At 53.1% G+C, this 14,392-nt stretch carries 12 protein-coding genes and 2 tRNA genes; all 14 read right to left on the minus strand.

The annotated features are described in order from the left end of the window. Positions 1 to 47: 47 nt before the first annotated feature. Positions 48 to 539 (minus strand): ERCC4 domain-containing protein, encoded by a 492-nt coding sequence (locus tag ACTCIA_RS05215; RefSeq protein ID WP_463000741.1) that lies wholly within the window; start codon positions 537 to 539, stop codon positions 48 to 50. Positions 540 to 552: 13 nt separating this feature from the next. After that, positions 553 to 1,914 (minus strand): replication protein, encoded by a 1,362-nt coding sequence (locus ACTCIA_RS05220; protein WP_463000742.1) that lies wholly within the window; start codon positions 1,912 to 1,914, stop codon positions 553 to 555. Between the two features lie 74 nt (positions 1,915 to 1,988). Next, positions 1,989 to 2,195 (minus strand): helix-turn-helix transcriptional regulator, encoded by a 207-nt coding sequence (locus tag ACTCIA_RS05225; RefSeq protein WP_463000743.1) that lies wholly within the window; start codon positions 2,193 to 2,195, stop codon positions 1,989 to 1,991. Positions 2,196 to 2,618: 423 nt separating this feature from the next. Beyond that, positions 2,619 to 3,869 (minus strand): tyrosine-type recombinase/integrase, encoded by a 1,251-nt coding sequence (locus ACTCIA_RS05230; protein WP_463000744.1) that lies wholly within the window; start codon positions 3,867 to 3,869, stop codon positions 2,619 to 2,621. A gap of 102 nt (positions 3,870 to 3,971) precedes the next feature. Continuing rightward, complete coding sequence (locus tag ACTCIA_RS05235) at positions 3,972 to 4,730, minus strand: DUF4197 domain-containing protein (RefSeq protein ID WP_463000745.1); 759 nt, start codon at positions 4,728 to 4,730, stop codon at positions 3,972 to 3,974. A gap of 824 nt (positions 4,731 to 5,554) precedes the next feature. Then, a tRNA-Glu gene (locus ACTCIA_RS05240) sits at positions 5,555 to 5,632 on the minus strand. Positions 5,633 to 5,654: 22 nt separating this feature from the next. Beyond that, positions 5,655 to 5,730 (minus strand) — tRNA-Lys (locus tag ACTCIA_RS05245). Positions 5,731 to 5,848: 118 nt separating this feature from the next. Continuing rightward, complete coding sequence (locus ACTCIA_RS05250) at positions 5,849 to 7,297, minus strand: TrkH family potassium uptake protein (RefSeq protein ID WP_463000746.1); 1,449 nt, start codon at positions 7,295 to 7,297, stop codon at positions 5,849 to 5,851. After that, positions 7,298 to 8,659 carry a Trk system potassium transporter TrkA gene (gene trkA / locus ACTCIA_RS05255; RefSeq protein WP_463000747.1) on the minus strand — a complete coding sequence of 454 codons (1,362 nt, stop codon included), beginning with the start codon at positions 8,657 to 8,659 and terminating at the stop codon, positions 7,298 to 7,300. It lies immediately after the preceding gene. Further along, positions 8,656 to 10,890 carry an SF1B family DNA helicase RecD2 gene (recD2, locus tag ACTCIA_RS05260; RefSeq protein WP_463000748.1) on the minus strand — a complete coding sequence of 745 codons (2,235 nt, stop codon included), beginning with the start codon at positions 10,888 to 10,890 and terminating at the stop codon, positions 8,656 to 8,658. The genes trkA and recD2 overlap by 4 nt, the downstream gene beginning before the upstream one ends. 57 nt (positions 10,891 to 10,947) lie before the next feature. Beyond that, positions 10,948 to 11,640, minus strand: a complete 693-nt coding sequence (locus ACTCIA_RS05265) for a tetratricopeptide repeat protein (RefSeq protein ID WP_463000749.1) — start codon at positions 11,638 to 11,640, stop codon at positions 10,948 to 10,950. A 16-nt stretch (positions 11,641 to 11,656) separates the two neighbouring features. After that, positions 11,657 to 12,667 (minus strand): adenosine kinase, encoded by a 1,011-nt coding sequence (locus ACTCIA_RS05270; protein WP_463000750.1) that lies wholly within the window; start codon positions 12,665 to 12,667, stop codon positions 11,657 to 11,659. Between the two features lie 47 nt (positions 12,668 to 12,714). After that, positions 12,715 to 13,179, minus strand: coding sequence for an SH3 domain-containing protein (locus ACTCIA_RS05275; protein WP_463000751.1), 465 nt, complete (start codon positions 13,177 to 13,179; stop codon positions 12,715 to 12,717). A gap of 20 nt (positions 13,180 to 13,199) precedes the next feature. Then, positions 13,200 to 14,390, minus strand: a complete 1,191-nt coding sequence (locus ACTCIA_RS05280; RefSeq protein WP_463000752.1) for a vWA domain-containing protein — start codon at positions 14,388 to 14,390, stop codon at positions 13,200 to 13,202. Positions 14,391 to 14,392 lie beyond the last annotated feature (2 nt).

A 14,392-nucleotide genomic window follows, 5' to 3' on the forward strand; every position in this document is an offset into this window, starting at 1 on the left:
CTTTTGGTAGTACTTTGCAAACAAAACTTGTAAAGCCCCGTTATACATTACCCTGTAGCAGACTCTACCTCTGCCATACTGTGCTTTCGGGCCATGTCATAGCGTTTTCGGATCTCGTATAAATATTTCGATAGCAGGCTGTATGTCATGTATTCGGCCCCGGCCCGGCTGCCGCAGAAGAGGAAAGGCACCTGGTATCTGATATAAAAAGCCGTTATGGATTGCAGAGCTGCCTCCGGTTTCATTTTTGATTGATACCGGCGACAGGCGATGTCTTGTAAATCTGCCTCCACTACCACGGAGAAAAGATCATAAGCTCGGCCCCTGGAAAGCTCTCGTTCAAACCTGTGTCGATTTTCACCCATCAGGCAACCCACCAGGTCATCAAGAGACTTGCGCTCCACGGCGGCCTTGTCCTCGAATCCAGGGATGCTATAATCCCCAGTCGGCAACCCGGCCCGGTGGACTGTAACCGGCCACCTGGAAAACTGGTATGGTGCCTGCTCCCTGGTGTCGATTATGATTGTGAGATTATCCATCATTGCATCCCCATCAATAGATCAGTGCTTTTTCACGCTCCACCCGGCCATCCGGGTAAATATGAATTTTGTTTGTGTGGTCCGATTGCATTTTTTCCAGATGATAAATGTACGAATTGTCCGGCCCCTGGACTATGCGCCCGATTCTTTCGAGTTGAAAAAAAGTTCTCGGTTTCAAGTCAAGCAGACTCCAAGGGCGCTTGTCAGCCCAGGCTTGTTTGAACTTTGCCTCGGCGTCTGTGGTGGGTAAGCGTTCTTCCCGGAGTCTATACAGAACATCCTGCCGTGCCTGCTCCAAGTCTTTGGCAAAGCAGGTATCAACAAGGGCCTGTGCATAGGCGTCCACCAGTTCGGCTATTGTTTCCATACTTTCCATTTCGTCTGTTAAAAGGCCATTATTTCCGATGTATTGTCTTACTTGGTCTGCCGGGGTTGAATGGTCGGAGCCGTACATCTCTTCAATGGTCTTTTCGTCAACGGTTAAAGGTTTCCGGCCTTTGCCTTGCCGCCGCAGCTCATCCAGGCCGGATATATCAAGCAGGCCGTCTTGTGCTTTTTTTATCAAGCCATGCCGATATGCAGACTTAGTGCTTCGGATCTGTCCCGCCTGGTGTACCCGGTTGGTTTCCAAGTTGATGTATTCGAGCTGATCTTCTGACAGTCCATAACGTTCGGCTTCAGTGGCAAGGTTGCTATCCACGGCAGAGGTGTTTTCATGCTCACTGGCAAGCGGGGTTTTTTCTTCAAAAGAATTTTCACAACTACAACTACAACCGGGGTGTTCTGTTGTTGTTGTAGTAGTTTCTTTTGTAATAGGTTCTTTTGTGGGTGCCTTTTTTGGCAACGATGGGTTGCCTTTTTTGGCAACGCCTTTTGCCTTTTTTGGCAATGATTCTGCCCCTGGATTGCTTGCGCTATCATTCATATCAACTGGAATTTCGGCAGGTTGCTTTTTATTCGTTACCTTTTTTGGTAACAATTTCCATTGATTAAATTTTTTGTTAATTCGGTAGGATGGATGCTTTTTATTGCCTTTTTCGGCAACGATAATATTTCTATCCACCAGAGCGTTTAATGCTCGTTTGACGTGTGGTTTGTTGATCCCGGTCATCTCGGCAAATTGATTTAGAGCTATCCAATCAGAGCGTTTATGCCATCCGTATGTTTTGCGGATGATAACGGCCAGACATTGCATTTGTTCGCCGGGGATGCGGCATGCGGCCAGCGCCCCAAGTAACTGGTTGGGAACGGCTGTATAGTCCGCTTTTTGATTTGACATCTCGGGGTTTTTCTGGCAGGATTCATTCAAATCGTCATCCTGTCCATGCCCCGGACCTGGCCCGCCCGCCGCCGGGGTTTCTTTTTTATCTTCCATTTTTTGACACCTCTTTTGGTAGCACTGTCTCACCTATGAGCTGAAAAGCCTGTAAACCCTGACTTGATGGTTGATTATACGTCTGCCATAGCATCATGCTGCTGATCTTCCCATTGCTCAACCTCAGGTAGGAACCATCTTGTACATCCCGGAGATAACTTTCGCGGTCTCGGGAATTTGCCCTGCTTAACCCATGCCCAGATGGTTTGTCTGGCTACGCCGTAACGCTCGGAAAGGCGGGTGTCGGATAGATAGACTTGATTCTGTGATTGTTTTTGCATTGCCCTGATCCTTTTTTCCCGGTCCGGGCAGTGTGCCAATAAAAAAAGGGCAGCACTCGGCCTCAGACCTAAATTTTTAGTTTAGGTTCCAAGGCCGGGCACTGCCCCTTTATGGATTCTCCAGCCGACCGCCCTGGGCCTCTACTGGCAAGCCACCCTGTGGTTTACCGTAGAAGATGCAACACCGTCACGGACGTGTTACATAGTCGGATCGATTACTCCCTGCCATGTAGAAAAAGCCGCCATGTCAAATACCGGCCCCGCCGGTAAGGACATAAGTGATGGGCACGGCCCGCAAGAGCCTGAGTCACGGACTCAGACACCTGCACTATACGGTCATATTTCTACAATAACTAATGCATACAAAAAAAGACATGCTTTGTCAATAAAAAAAACAACATCTTGATAAAAAGTCTAAACAACCTACATATTGCTGTGTTTCTGCCGTATCGGCGTCACTACTACGGCCCACTTATCTGTCTGGACCGTATTGCAGAAATCAGCCCATGACTCCATGAGCTTCCGGCGTTTCTGAAAAAGATCCCCGCGCCTATATGCTGCCTCCACTTTGCTTTCGATGCTATGAGCAAGTGCCATCTCGCAGACCTCACGCGGAAAGTTTGTATTTTCTGCGGCCCAGTCCCGGAAAGTGGACCGGAAGCCATGCGGTACAGCCTCAACCTTCATCCTGCGGCAAACCATACTGACAGCCATATCCGATAACGAACCGCCCCGTGCTGCCGGGAAAACATACGGCGAACCCTCGAACCTCGGCAGGGCTTTCAAGAGATTGACAACCTCATCCGTCAATGGAACCGTATGCTCTTTTTCTGCTTTCATCCGCTCTGCTGGAATGGTCCAGACCTTGTTTTCCAGGTCAATCTCGTTCCAGGTGGCAAGTCGGGCCTCCCCGGATCTGCATGCAGTCAAGATGATCATCTCAAGGCAGCGGGCGGCCATGCCATCGCGTTTTCGCAGCTCCTTCATGAATGAGCCTATTTCCTGCCAGGGCAGGGCGGCATAATGCTTGACTTTTTTTAGCTTCCCCGGTTTCGGCAGGACCGTATCCAAATAGCCTTTCCATCTTGCCGGATTCTCCCCGGACCTGTGGCCAGAGACAGCGGCCCAGGACAGGATGTGCTCAAGACGTTGGCGCAGACGTGTGGCTGTCTCGGTCTTTGTCGTCCAGATGGGTTCAAGTACTTTCAAGATGTGTTGTAGCTCGAGCTCATGCACGGGCAGATCCCCTATGACAGGTACGGCATAATTATTGATGGATGAGATCCAATCGCGGCTGTGTTTTTCGCTCCTAAACTCCGGCTTTTTCTTCTCATGGCATAACCGGGCGGCCTCGGCAAAGGTCATTTTCTCCATCTGTGATTTGATGAGGGCTTGTCTGCGGGCCTGCCGCTCGGCGACCGGATCAATGCCTTGTTCAATGGTTTCTTTTATATTTCTGGCCTTCTCCCTGGCCCGAGCAAGTGATACCGCCGGAAAACCACCCAAGCCAACAGACCGCCGCTTGTTTCCTATCATAACGCGCAGTATCCATGACTTTGAACCGGATTCTTTTACATGAAGCAGTAAACCCGGAACTCCACCCACTGCGTGCCGCCCTGGTTCCTTGATATTCCTGACATCAAGAGCAGATAATTCTTCAATCTTTTTTGGCATATTGTACCTCCATCTGTGTTACCAAAAAGCTACCATTTTGATCTTTACACGTCAAGACAAAAGATTACAATTTGATTTTCAGGTAGGTATAATAATCAAGGATTACGGCAGGTTAAACGGACATAAAATTACAGTTACAGACGGGAGAAAAGCGGATTCTTCTTCTGCCATATAATGAAAAATCCCCTCCATGCCTTTTTCAGTGACATAATCGGTGAGGTTGGCCTGGACATCCGGCACAAAGGGCATGGACTGATACTTGCTCATCAGCTTATCATAGGCCCGGACAGCGCCAGCCTCGGAGAGCTTGTCCCGGATCACCGGCCGCATTTTATCGGCCAGGGGATCGGCCATTTTGCTCTTGAAATAACGGGTGGCGGAATCTTCGGGTCCCTGGTAGATCTGTTTGACATCGTCGAAGGTAATGGCTGCGATGGCATCGAGAAAAAGCGCTTTTGCTTCAGGTGCGGCTTTTTCCGCAGCCCGGTTGAGCTTTAATTCCAGATCATCGGCCAGATAGGACATCCCGATTGTATCCAGAGCGGTTTTCACCTTACCGAATTGTTCCGGCAGGGGGATATGCACATCCGGATCCGCGTTAAACCCGCCTTCCTGTCCCAGCTGTGCCACAACCTTTTTGGAGCCCATGGCCAGGGCCTGCTTAAACGCCCGGCTGATTTCATCGGTGCTCAGATCTCCGGCAGCAGATCCGGCATCATCTCCGGAACCGGAAAAAACTTTAAGACCCTTTTCAAAGAGGTTTCCCGCATTGGCCGGATTCACCGCCCAGGCCGAAAGGACGACTGCGCATATCAGAACAAAACCCCGGCATTTTATTTTTTTCCATGGAAACAACAGCATACTTCTCCCCCCGGATCAAATTGATGCGTTCCTGTTTAAAAAAATCAATTTCTGCTTGTTTAATCATAGCCCTTGTATGAATAAAATCAAACAGCCACCCAAACTTTGATGGCACCGTAAAAAACTGTTTACCGCGTCTGCTGTTTGTCAGGAAGGAAGCCCTGCGGCCGGGGTCAGTTTTTTCGCTCCTGACCGTTTTTGCGGATTCATCAAATGCCTTTGCTTAAAATTTACAAACTCGCCCTGCCTTCCTCAAACAGTTTGAATTTTTCACGCAAAAACGCTCAATGTCGCTTTAAAAACCGACCCCGCCCTTGAACTTCCTTGGAAACGTCCTTCCAGGGTCGCAGCCCAGGACCGAACACTGAAAATAACTTTTTGCCGCATGCTTAAAAGCTTTGATTTTATTTTTTTGAACCTTGAACCTTGAACCTTGAACTTTGAACGAAGTTTCTTGGATGTGTTGCTTCCGACTCCCTTGGTGTGAAACTTTGCATACAGGCGGCCATGATGCCGGCCGGGGGTGGTTTGCGAGTCGCATTGAGCGCGCAAGCGGTCAGCAGGGAGCAAACCGCCACCGGGCCGGCATCATGCGAAAATTATAAAACCAGGCACGAACAGCAACTTTTTGAAGTTTCACGGAAACCAACGGAAACCATCGGATTTGAAGACAACAGAAGGAGGATTAAAAAAAAAAGCGCCTGAAAGGGTGAATGGTCCCTTTCAGGCGATATATGAAACAAGAGGCCAAAAGCAAAACCGTGTCCGAAGCAGTTCCATCCATGAGCGCAGGTTTACGGTTTTTGCAGGCCTCTTGAAATTGTTGGCGTCCCCAAGGGGATTTGAACCCCTGTCGCCGGCGTGAAAGGCCGGTGTCCTGGACCGGGCTAGACGATGGGGACGCAAGCATATGCAATATGTATCTGGTGGGCCGTGTTGGACTCGAACCAACGACTCTCTGCTTAAAAGGCAGATACTCTACCAACTGAGTTAACGGCCCCAGTCCAGCGGCTAATAAAGTATTTCTTGTATCGATTCCAACAGGGCCTGTCAATAATAAAATTTAGCCCGGACGGGTTTTTTTGCAAATCCTTTTTGGCCGGTTTCGGTGCAACGCTCTATTTGCGCCAGAATTCCGGCACCAGAAAAATAATCACCGTATAAATTTCCAGGCGTCCCAGAAGCATGCACCAGGACAGCAGCCATTTGCCGAAATAGGGAATTTCTGAATAATTGCCCACCGGTCCCACCAGGGCCAGGCCCGGGCCGATATTGCCGATGGATGCGGCCACGGCTGAAAACGAGGTGACAAAATCCACACCCATGGACGCCAGCACAATGGAGCAGAGCACAAAAATGCCCATGTACAGGGCCAGAAAACCCAGGACACTGCTGATGACCGCGCCGGATACCGGTTTTCCGCCGATTTTCACGTAAGAAACCGAATGGGGATGCACCAGGTTGAAAAGCTCCTTGTAGCAAAACTTCACGCACAGCATGATGCGCATTATTTTCATGCCGCCGCCGGTGGAGCCCGCAGAGCCCCCGAAAAACATGCAGGTCAAAATGATGAGTTGGGCCACTGCCGACCACTGGTTATAATCGGCCGTGGCATAGCCGGTGGTGGTCAGAATGGAAATCACCTGAAAGGCCCCATACCGGAAACTTTCCCCAAGGCTTTCATAGACCTGCCCGTTAATAAAAAAGCTCACCACAAGGATCAGCACAACCAGGGTCAACAGATAAAACCGGCATTCCGGATCACGCCAGTAGGCCAGGGGCCGTGCCCGGAGCATCTGGTAATGCAGAAAAAAATTGATCCCTGCAATCACCATAAAGCCCATAATCACGATATCGATGTAAAGGCTGTCATAATGGGCGATAGACAGGCCTTTTGTGGAAAATCCGCCGGTGGGCATGGTGGTAAACGTATGGCAGACCGCGTCATAGACCGTCATGCCGCCGGCCAGCAGCAAAATCACTTCAAGTACGGAAAAAAGGACATAGACTTTCCACAGCAGCTTGGCGGTATCACTGATCCTGGGCTTTAACTTGTCTGGCATGGGCGTGGGCACCTCTGCCTTGTAGAGCTGAAATCCGCCTACTCCCAGAAAGGGCAGAATGGCAATGGTCAAAACGATAATTCCCATGCCCCCGAGCCACTGGATCAGGCTTCGCCAGAACAAAAGTCCCCTTGGCACAGCCTCGATATCGGTTAACACTGACGCGCCGGTGGTGGTGAACCCGGATACGGACTCAAAAAAGGCATCGGCAAATACCGGGAAAAACCCGGAGAAATAAAAGGGAAGCGCCCCGAAAAACCCGATGGCGGTCCATCCCAGGGCCACGATGGCCATGCCCTCGCGCTGGCTGATGTATTCGGTCCTGGGCTGCCGGAAGATTAAAAACAAAGCCGTGCCGAAAAACACTGCGATTGCCGCAGACATCAGCAGGCTCCGAGTGCTGCCGTCCGCGTAAAACGCCCCCACACCCGCGGGCACAACCAGGGCCAGCCCCAGACAAAAAACCAGGATTGCCGTGTATTGAAACACGAAAGCCCAGCGCATCTAGAAAAACTCCAGTTTTACCATGAGAATTTTTTCGATTTTGGCGATAACCTGGCGCTTGGCAAAAATGATGACCCGGTCGCCGGGCTCAATCACGCTGTCGCCCGAAGGGATGATCACCTGGCCGTTTCGGATAATCCCGATGACCAGCGAGCCCTTGGGAAGAGAGGATTTACGAAGCGGTTTTCCCACGATATCGGACGTTTCCAGGGCCTCGGCCTCCAGCACTTCGGCCTGCTCATCTGTAAGGGTGCGCACTGACAGCACCTTACCCCTGCGGATATGCTGGAGGATGGTATTGATGGCCGAAAGCCTCGGACTGACCACCTGTTCGATGCCGATTGCCGGCATAAGCGGAAAATAGGAAAATTTGTTTAGTTTGGTGATGGTTTTGCCCGCCCCCATGCGTTTGGCCAGAAGCGAGACCAGAATATTGGTTTCCTCATCGTTGGTCAGGGTCACCACCGCATCCATTTCCCGGATGTTTTCCTCGATTAAAAGCCGCTGGTCCGAGCCGTCGCCCTGGATGATCACCGCCTTTTTCATTTCCGCGGCCAGCTCGCTGCACCGTTGCGCCGAACGCTCGATGATCTTTGTCTGGATGCCGCCTTTTTCAAGCACAGCAGCCAGCCGGGTGCCGATACGGCCGCCGCCGACGATCAGGGTCCGGCGCACCGGGCGGGCCTGTTTGTCAAAGGCCTTTATAATTGGCACCAGGCCCTTTTCCTCGCTGATAAAATAAACCAGATCCCCTGCGCTTAAGCGGAAATCCCCGCCCGGGATGACCAGTTCCTCTTCTCTTACCACGGCTGCCACCAGGATCCGGGGCTCGATTTTTTCCGGAATTTCTTTTAACCGGATACCGGCCAGCCGGCTGCCGGGGTCCAGGTACAAGCCCACAAACTTCAGCTTTCCGTCGGCAAAATCACTGACATCCACGGCCCCGGGGATGCGCAGAAACTGTTCAATGCTTTTGACCACCTCGATTTCCGGGTTGATCACCGTGTCAATATGGGGGGCCTGATCATGGAACACCTGGTGATAGGCGTCAAAATCGCCTTCCCGGATCCTGGCCAGCTTTTTTGTGGTCGGCGAGATCACATCTGCCATCATGCAGGCCACAAGGTTGGTTTCATCACTGTCTGTGACTGCAAGCAGGATTTCCGCGTCTTTTATCCCCGCGGCCTTCAGCACCCGGGGGCTGCTGCCCGAACCATTGACCGCCTCCACGTCCAGGTTGTCAGAAAGACGCTTGATCGCCTCGGCATTACGGTCAATGACCACCACTTCCTTGTTTTCAAACGCCATTCGGCTGGCAATGTGGTATCCCACTTCGCCGGCGCCCACTATGATGATTTTCACAGCAGCTGCTCCTTGTAGAGATTGTTTTCCTGGTATCCGCCGCAGGCCGCAGCCAGCCGCGAAGCCAGCCGGGTATGCCGCCTGGCCGGAGTGTTGTTTTTCACGGCAATGGCCATGGCCTTTTTGGCCCCCACCATGACCACCAGAGCCCGTCCCCTGGTAACCGCCGTGTAGACGAGGTTGCGCTGGAGCATCATGTAATGCTGAGTCAGAAGCGGCATGACCACCGCCGGAAACTCCGAACCCTGGGCCTTGTGCACGGAAACCGCATATGCGGGCACCACCTCGTCAAGCTCGGTGAACGCATAACTGATCCGTCGGTCGTCAAAGTCAATCTGCACCTGCCGGGTATCCTCGTCCAGGCCGGCAATGCGCCCCATATCCCCGTTAAACACCTGTTTGTCATAATTGTTCCGGGTCTGCATGACTTTGTCATAAAGCCGGAACACCGTGCTCCCGCTGGTGACCTGGGGATTGCCCGGATTTAAGGTTTCCTGGAGCACGCGGTTTAACGCCGCCGTGCCGGCCGTGCCCCGGTGCATGGGGCTGAGCACCTGGATTTCGGTGACCGGGTCAAACCCGAATCGCCGGGGTATGCGTTTTGACACCAACTCCACAATGGTGTCAACAACTTTTTCCGGATCCGTCTGCCCGATAAAATAAAAATCAGTGTCATCGTGGCTTGCATCCATCTGCGGCATCCGGCCGCTGTTGATCTGATGGGCATTGACAATGATGCGGCTTTTTCGGGCCTGGCGGAAAATTTCGCTCAACCGCACAACCGGCACGGCCTTGGAGGCAATAATATCTGCCAGGACGTTTCCAGGACCCACAGACGGCAGCTGGTGCACATCTCCCACCATCACCAGGGTGGCGGCAGGGGGCACGGCTTTTATCAGGTGATACATGAGCACCGTGTCGATCATGGAGGCTTCGTCAATGATGAGCAGGTCACATTTTATCGGATTGTCCTGATTTTTCTGAAATCCGCCGGCCTGATAATTAAAGGAAAGCATCCGGTGAATGGTCACCGCGCTATAGCCGGTGGCCTCGCTCATTTTCTTTGCTGCCCGGCCCGTGGGGGCGGCCAGCATGATCCTGGCTGAAAGCCGGCTGAAAATCTCGAGCATGGCCCGGATAATAGTGGTCTTTCCCGTGCCCGGCCCGCCGGTGAGCACCATGACCTTGTTTTGTGCCGCGCACTTCACCGCCTGCTGCTGTTTTTCCGCCAGTGCAAAATCAAGCCGATCCTGGACCCATTGCAGGGCCCGGGGGGCGTCAATGGAACGAACCGCCTTGGGCGCGCCAAGCAGACGGGCAAAATGGCGGGCAATGCCGGTTTCACACACAAAAAACCGCTTTAAGTAGACCGCCGGGTCGGCTGCCGGATCTTTTTGCGCTTCATCGTCTATGACCAGTTCCTGGTTTTTGGCTGCTTGGGCAATGGCATCGGAAATGCGCTCCGGTGCCGCCTCCAGAATTTCCATGCTTTTTTCCAATAACTGACCCCTGGGATAAAACACATGCCCGTCTTCTGCCAGCTGGTTGAGCACATACAAAATCCCGGCTTTGATGCGCCGGGGATCTTGCTTTTCAAAACCCAGGCGGGAGGCGATCCGGTCGGCTGTCAAAAACCCGATGCCGGAAATATCGGTTGCCAGCTGATAAGGGTTGGCAGTGACCACATCAATGGCATCCCGGCCGTAGTGCCTGAAAATGCGCACTGCCCAGGCCGCGCTGACCTCATGGGACTGGAGAAAAACCATGACATTGCGGACCTCGCGCTGCTCGGCCCAGGCGGCCTGGATCATCTCAATGCGTTTTTCGCCAATGCCTTCAACTTCCCTGAGTTTGTCAGGATGGTTTTCAATCACATCCAGTGCGGATTTGCCGAACCGGTCCACAATCCGCTCCGCCATTACCGGACCGATTCCGCGGATCATGCCGGAACCCAGGTATTTGCGAATGCCGTTGATTGTCGAGGGGGTAATGCTGCGATGGGAGCGAACCTCAAATTGTTCGCCGTAAGTGGGATGAAGTTTCCAGAAGCCGGTGAGTTCCAGGGCCTCTCCGGGCGCGGGATCCGTGAATCGCCCCACCACGGTCACCGGCTCCCTCCGGCCCCGGACCCGCATCCGGGCTACGGTATATCCGTTTTCCGGATTTGTGTAGGTCACCCGCTCAATCTGGCCGGAAAGTGTCTGATTCTCTGATTCGGCCTGGAAGGTCATGGTACGGCATTTTCCGCGAAAAATGGTTGAAAATGCCCAACGCCGGTATGGCCTGTGTCAGCCGGATATCCTGGCCCGGGCCGCATCGGCAAACATGGAATCCGAATACTCGGAAACAAGCTGCTCAAAGGCCTGCCGGCTTTTTTCCGGCGCTCCCATTTCCTCGTAAAGCAGCCCGAGATTAAACAGGGCATGATCATCAATGACCGTGCTCTGGTTTTCCAGCACCTGCTGAAAATAAGAAACCGCCTTCTCATAGTTTTCCATGGCCGAATGGGAGTGAGCCATGCCGATCAGCACCAGAAAATTGAACTGGTCATTGTTTTTCAGCTTTTTCCAGGCGGCCTCATACAATGACAGGGCGCGATCGGGTTCTCCGGTCTCCAGGCACAATGCCGCATACCGGAGCAGGGCCATTTCGCCGGCGTCCGTATATCCGTAATCTTCAATCAGGGCCGCGTAACGCTCCTTTATACCCTCGTAGGCTTCCGGGCTTTGCTCCGGATCAATGGCCCCGGCCTGCCGGCTGATTTCCAGAAGGCGTGCCGAAGCCTTGTTCTGCGCTTGTCCCAGGAAATAGAACACTCCGGAAACCACCAAAATCAGGCATAACAGTGCGGCTCCGGCAATGATGAGTTGCTTCTGGTAGGTGAGGGCAACACCTGCAATCTTTTTTAAAAACTGCTGCAGCGGATCATCAGGCAGCTCTGAATGCCCGTTATCTGCCGGCCCGGTGTTTTTTTCAGCCATATTGCATCACTCTTTGTCAAATATTTTCGGCATTTTCCGGCAGCAGCTTCTTGATACGCTGCCAGCCTGCTTCCTCGACCTTGGCACCCACCAGCTGACAAACTTCGTACCCGCAGGCCGAACCAAGGTTTCCGCTTTTTGTAAAGGAATAGCCGTTAACCAGGCCGAAAAGGAAACCGGCCGCCCAGAGGTCTCCGGCCCCTGTTGTGTCCACGGCGCATCCGTCGCCCAGGGCTTCAACCCGGGTGGTCTCTGCCTTGTGCAGGATCATGCTTCCCCTGGGCCCGGTCTTTAACACCGCGATTTCCGTATTTCTGCCCAGCTCCTGAAGCGAAGCCTGCTCGTCTTTTATGCCGGTATAAGCAAAGGCCTCATCTTCGTTTGCAATCAGGATATCAATGTAGTCGGCCACGATATCGTTTAACAACTCCCTGGATTCCTCCACAACGTTGAAACTGGCCAGATCCAGGCTGATGCGCGCCCCCGAGGCCTTGCCGGCTTTTAAAACCGCCATCATCAAATCCGGATTAAACAGCAGATAGCCTTCCACGTGCACGATGGCCGCTCCGTCAAAACATTTCCGGGTGATTTCCCCGGGCTGCATCTCCGCAGACGCCCCCAGACAGGTAAACATGGTGCGCTGGGCGTCCGGGGTGATCACCGAGAGCACCCGGCCGGTGGGTGATGCGGACCGGAACAGATACGGCTCCACCCGCTGGGCCACCAGGTCGGACTCAAACACGTCGCCCAGTTCATCTTCTCCCCGTTTGCCCACGAAACGGGCTGCTCCGCCCAGGCATCCGACGCCTACGGCGGTGTTGCAGGCAGATCCGCCGCTGACCACAGTGGGAGGGTTGGCGGTTTTGGATACAAGATCATCAATAAAGGTCTGCTCCACCAAAGTCATGCCGCCCTTGGCAGCACCAACGGCTTCAAGGAAACTGTCGTCTTCTCCGGCCAGCATATCCACGAGTGCCGACCCCACGCACACAATGGCGCTGCGGTCCGGCTCAAATGAGATGGTCATATTAAAATCCTTTCCTTTAACTTAACAATGCGTGACAATTCAAAATTTTACCACACCAGGCCGCTATAGATCCAGCCCTTTTCCCCGTCAGCATGCTGGATATGGATCCAATCCCCCTTTTTTTCCAGAATCTTGAAGGGAACGCCTTTTTCAGCCTGAAAAGCCACGTCATTACTGGTACCCGGACCGGTTCGGATGTTGATCACACCCTTTTTTGTGATCACGGTTTTGATGTCTGCCACCAGGTCCTTGTGAATCCAGGCCCGGGTGCCTTCGAAATCCTCGAAAAAATACCAGTCACCCTGGGTCTCAAGAACATCCAGGGGAGTATAGAGCTCCATCTGCCAAAGTTTTTCATGCTCGATGCCGGGTCCGGAGCGGGTGTTGGCCACATCCACGGATACGGCCATGCGCCGGGCCTCTGCCGCGGCTGAAGCCGCGGCCAGCATTGTGAAAACCATCAGGCAGATGATCATTGCAGTAAATCTGCGCGAAGTTGTTGCCGGATACATGATTGAAAAATCCTCCTGTTTTAGGCTGCCATCAATTGATTTACAGCCTGTTCAAGCCCGTCAATGCTTAGTTCATACATGGGAAAAATCTGGGCAATGGCGTTGATGGTCCGGGTGTAGGGCCACATTCGGGCGGGCACTGGATTTAACCAGGCATTGTGCGGGAAAGTTTCGGCCAGAAACCGCAACTGTTCAATGCTGGCCTTGCCGCTGCGCTCGTGGACGTAAATGGAGCCGTCCCTGGCCATCAATTCATAAGGGGCCATGCTGGCATCACCCACCAGAATCAGGCGCGTGTCCGGATCATTTTTCACAAATTCGGCCACCGGCTTGGGCTTGCGATACCGGGCCGGATCCTCCCACACCGTGTCATAGATGGTGTTGTGGAAGAAATAAGTTTTCAGTTCCTTGAACTGGGAGCGGGCGTAATTAAACAAAGTCCGGACCACGTGCACGTATGGATCCATGGAGTAGCCACCGTTATCAATGGCCAGGATCACCTTGAGCCGGTCTTTTAAACCCCGGTCAAATACGATCTGGATATCGCCGGCGTTTTTCATGGTCTGGTAGATGCTTTCGTCTATATTGAGCTGGTCTTTGGGTCCGGCGGGCACCAGGTTGCGCAGGCGCTTTAAGGCCTCGCCCATGGATGACTGGGTCAGGGGGCCCATGCGGGAATAATCCTTGTACCGTCTTTCATTGGCCACCTTGATAGCCGACTGGTTGCGGGATTCGCCGCCCACGCGCAAGCCGCCCGGATGATATCCGGAATGACCCACCGGAGAGGTCCCGCCGGTGCCGATCCATCGGTTGCCCCCGTCATGCCGCTCGGTCTGCTCTTTTAAGCGTTCCTTGAAATATTCAATCAGCTCCTCAGGTGACAGATTCTGCAGATCCGCGGCATTGACCCCCAGGGCATCGGCCACGGACTGCGGGTCGGTCAGCCACTGGTCCAGCATGGCCTTTGCGATCTCGTCAAGCTCAAAGCCCTCCACGTCCGGCAATTCCGCACCCTCGAAATAATGGGCAAAAATCTGGTCAAACAGGTCAAAATACCGCTCACTTTTGACCAGAATCGCCCGGGATGCGGTGTAGAAATCCGAAAGGGAAGAAATCAGCCCGTTTGCCAGGGCTTTGTGCAGGGTCAAAAAGGCCGTGGGCGTAACCGGCACCCCCGCATCCTTGAGCTTGTAAAAAAACTCCACAAACATGG

This window comes from Desulfosalsimonas sp., assembly GCF_055149105.1.

Excerpts from the sequence above, each read along its gene's own strand:
- ACTCIA_RS05215 (WP_463000741.1), bottom strand. The coding sequence starts at position 539 with ATGGATAATCTCACAATCATAATCGACACCAGGGAGCAGGCACCATAC.
- ACTCIA_RS05220 (WP_463000742.1), bottom strand. The coding sequence starts at position 1,914 with ATGGAAGATAAAAAAGAAACCCCGGCGGCGGGCGGGCCAGGTCCGGGG.
- ACTCIA_RS05225 (WP_463000743.1), bottom strand. The coding sequence starts at position 2,195 with ATGCAAAAACAATCACAGAATCAAGTCTATCTATCCGACACCCGCCTT.
- ACTCIA_RS05230 (WP_463000744.1), bottom strand. The coding sequence starts at position 3,869 with ATGCCAAAAAAGATTGAAGAATTATCTGCTCTTGATGTCAGGAATATC.
- ACTCIA_RS05235 (WP_463000745.1), bottom strand. The coding sequence starts at position 4,730 with ATGCTGTTGTTTCCATGGAAAAAAATAAAATGCCGGGGTTTTGTTCTG.
- ACTCIA_RS05250 (WP_463000746.1), bottom strand. The coding sequence starts at position 7,297 with ATGCGCTGGGCTTTCGTGTTTCAATACACGGCAATCCTGGTTTTTTGT.
- recD2 (WP_463000748.1), bottom strand. The coding sequence starts at position 10,890 with ATGACCTTCCAGGCCGAATCAGAGAATCAGACACTTTCCGGCCAGATT.
- ACTCIA_RS05265 (WP_463000749.1), bottom strand. The coding sequence starts at position 11,640 with ATGGCTGAAAAAAACACCGGGCCGGCAGATAACGGGCATTCAGAGCTG.
- ACTCIA_RS05270 (WP_463000750.1), bottom strand. The coding sequence starts at position 12,667 with ATGACCATCTCATTTGAGCCGGACCGCAGCGCCATTGTGTGCGTGGGG.
- ACTCIA_RS05275 (WP_463000751.1), bottom strand. The coding sequence starts at position 13,179 with ATGTATCCGGCAACAACTTCGCGCAGATTTACTGCAATGATCATCTGC.
- ACTCIA_RS05280 (WP_463000752.1), bottom strand. The coding sequence starts at position 14,390 with ATGTTTGTGGAGTTTTTTTACAAGCTCAAGGATGCGGGGGTGCCGGTT.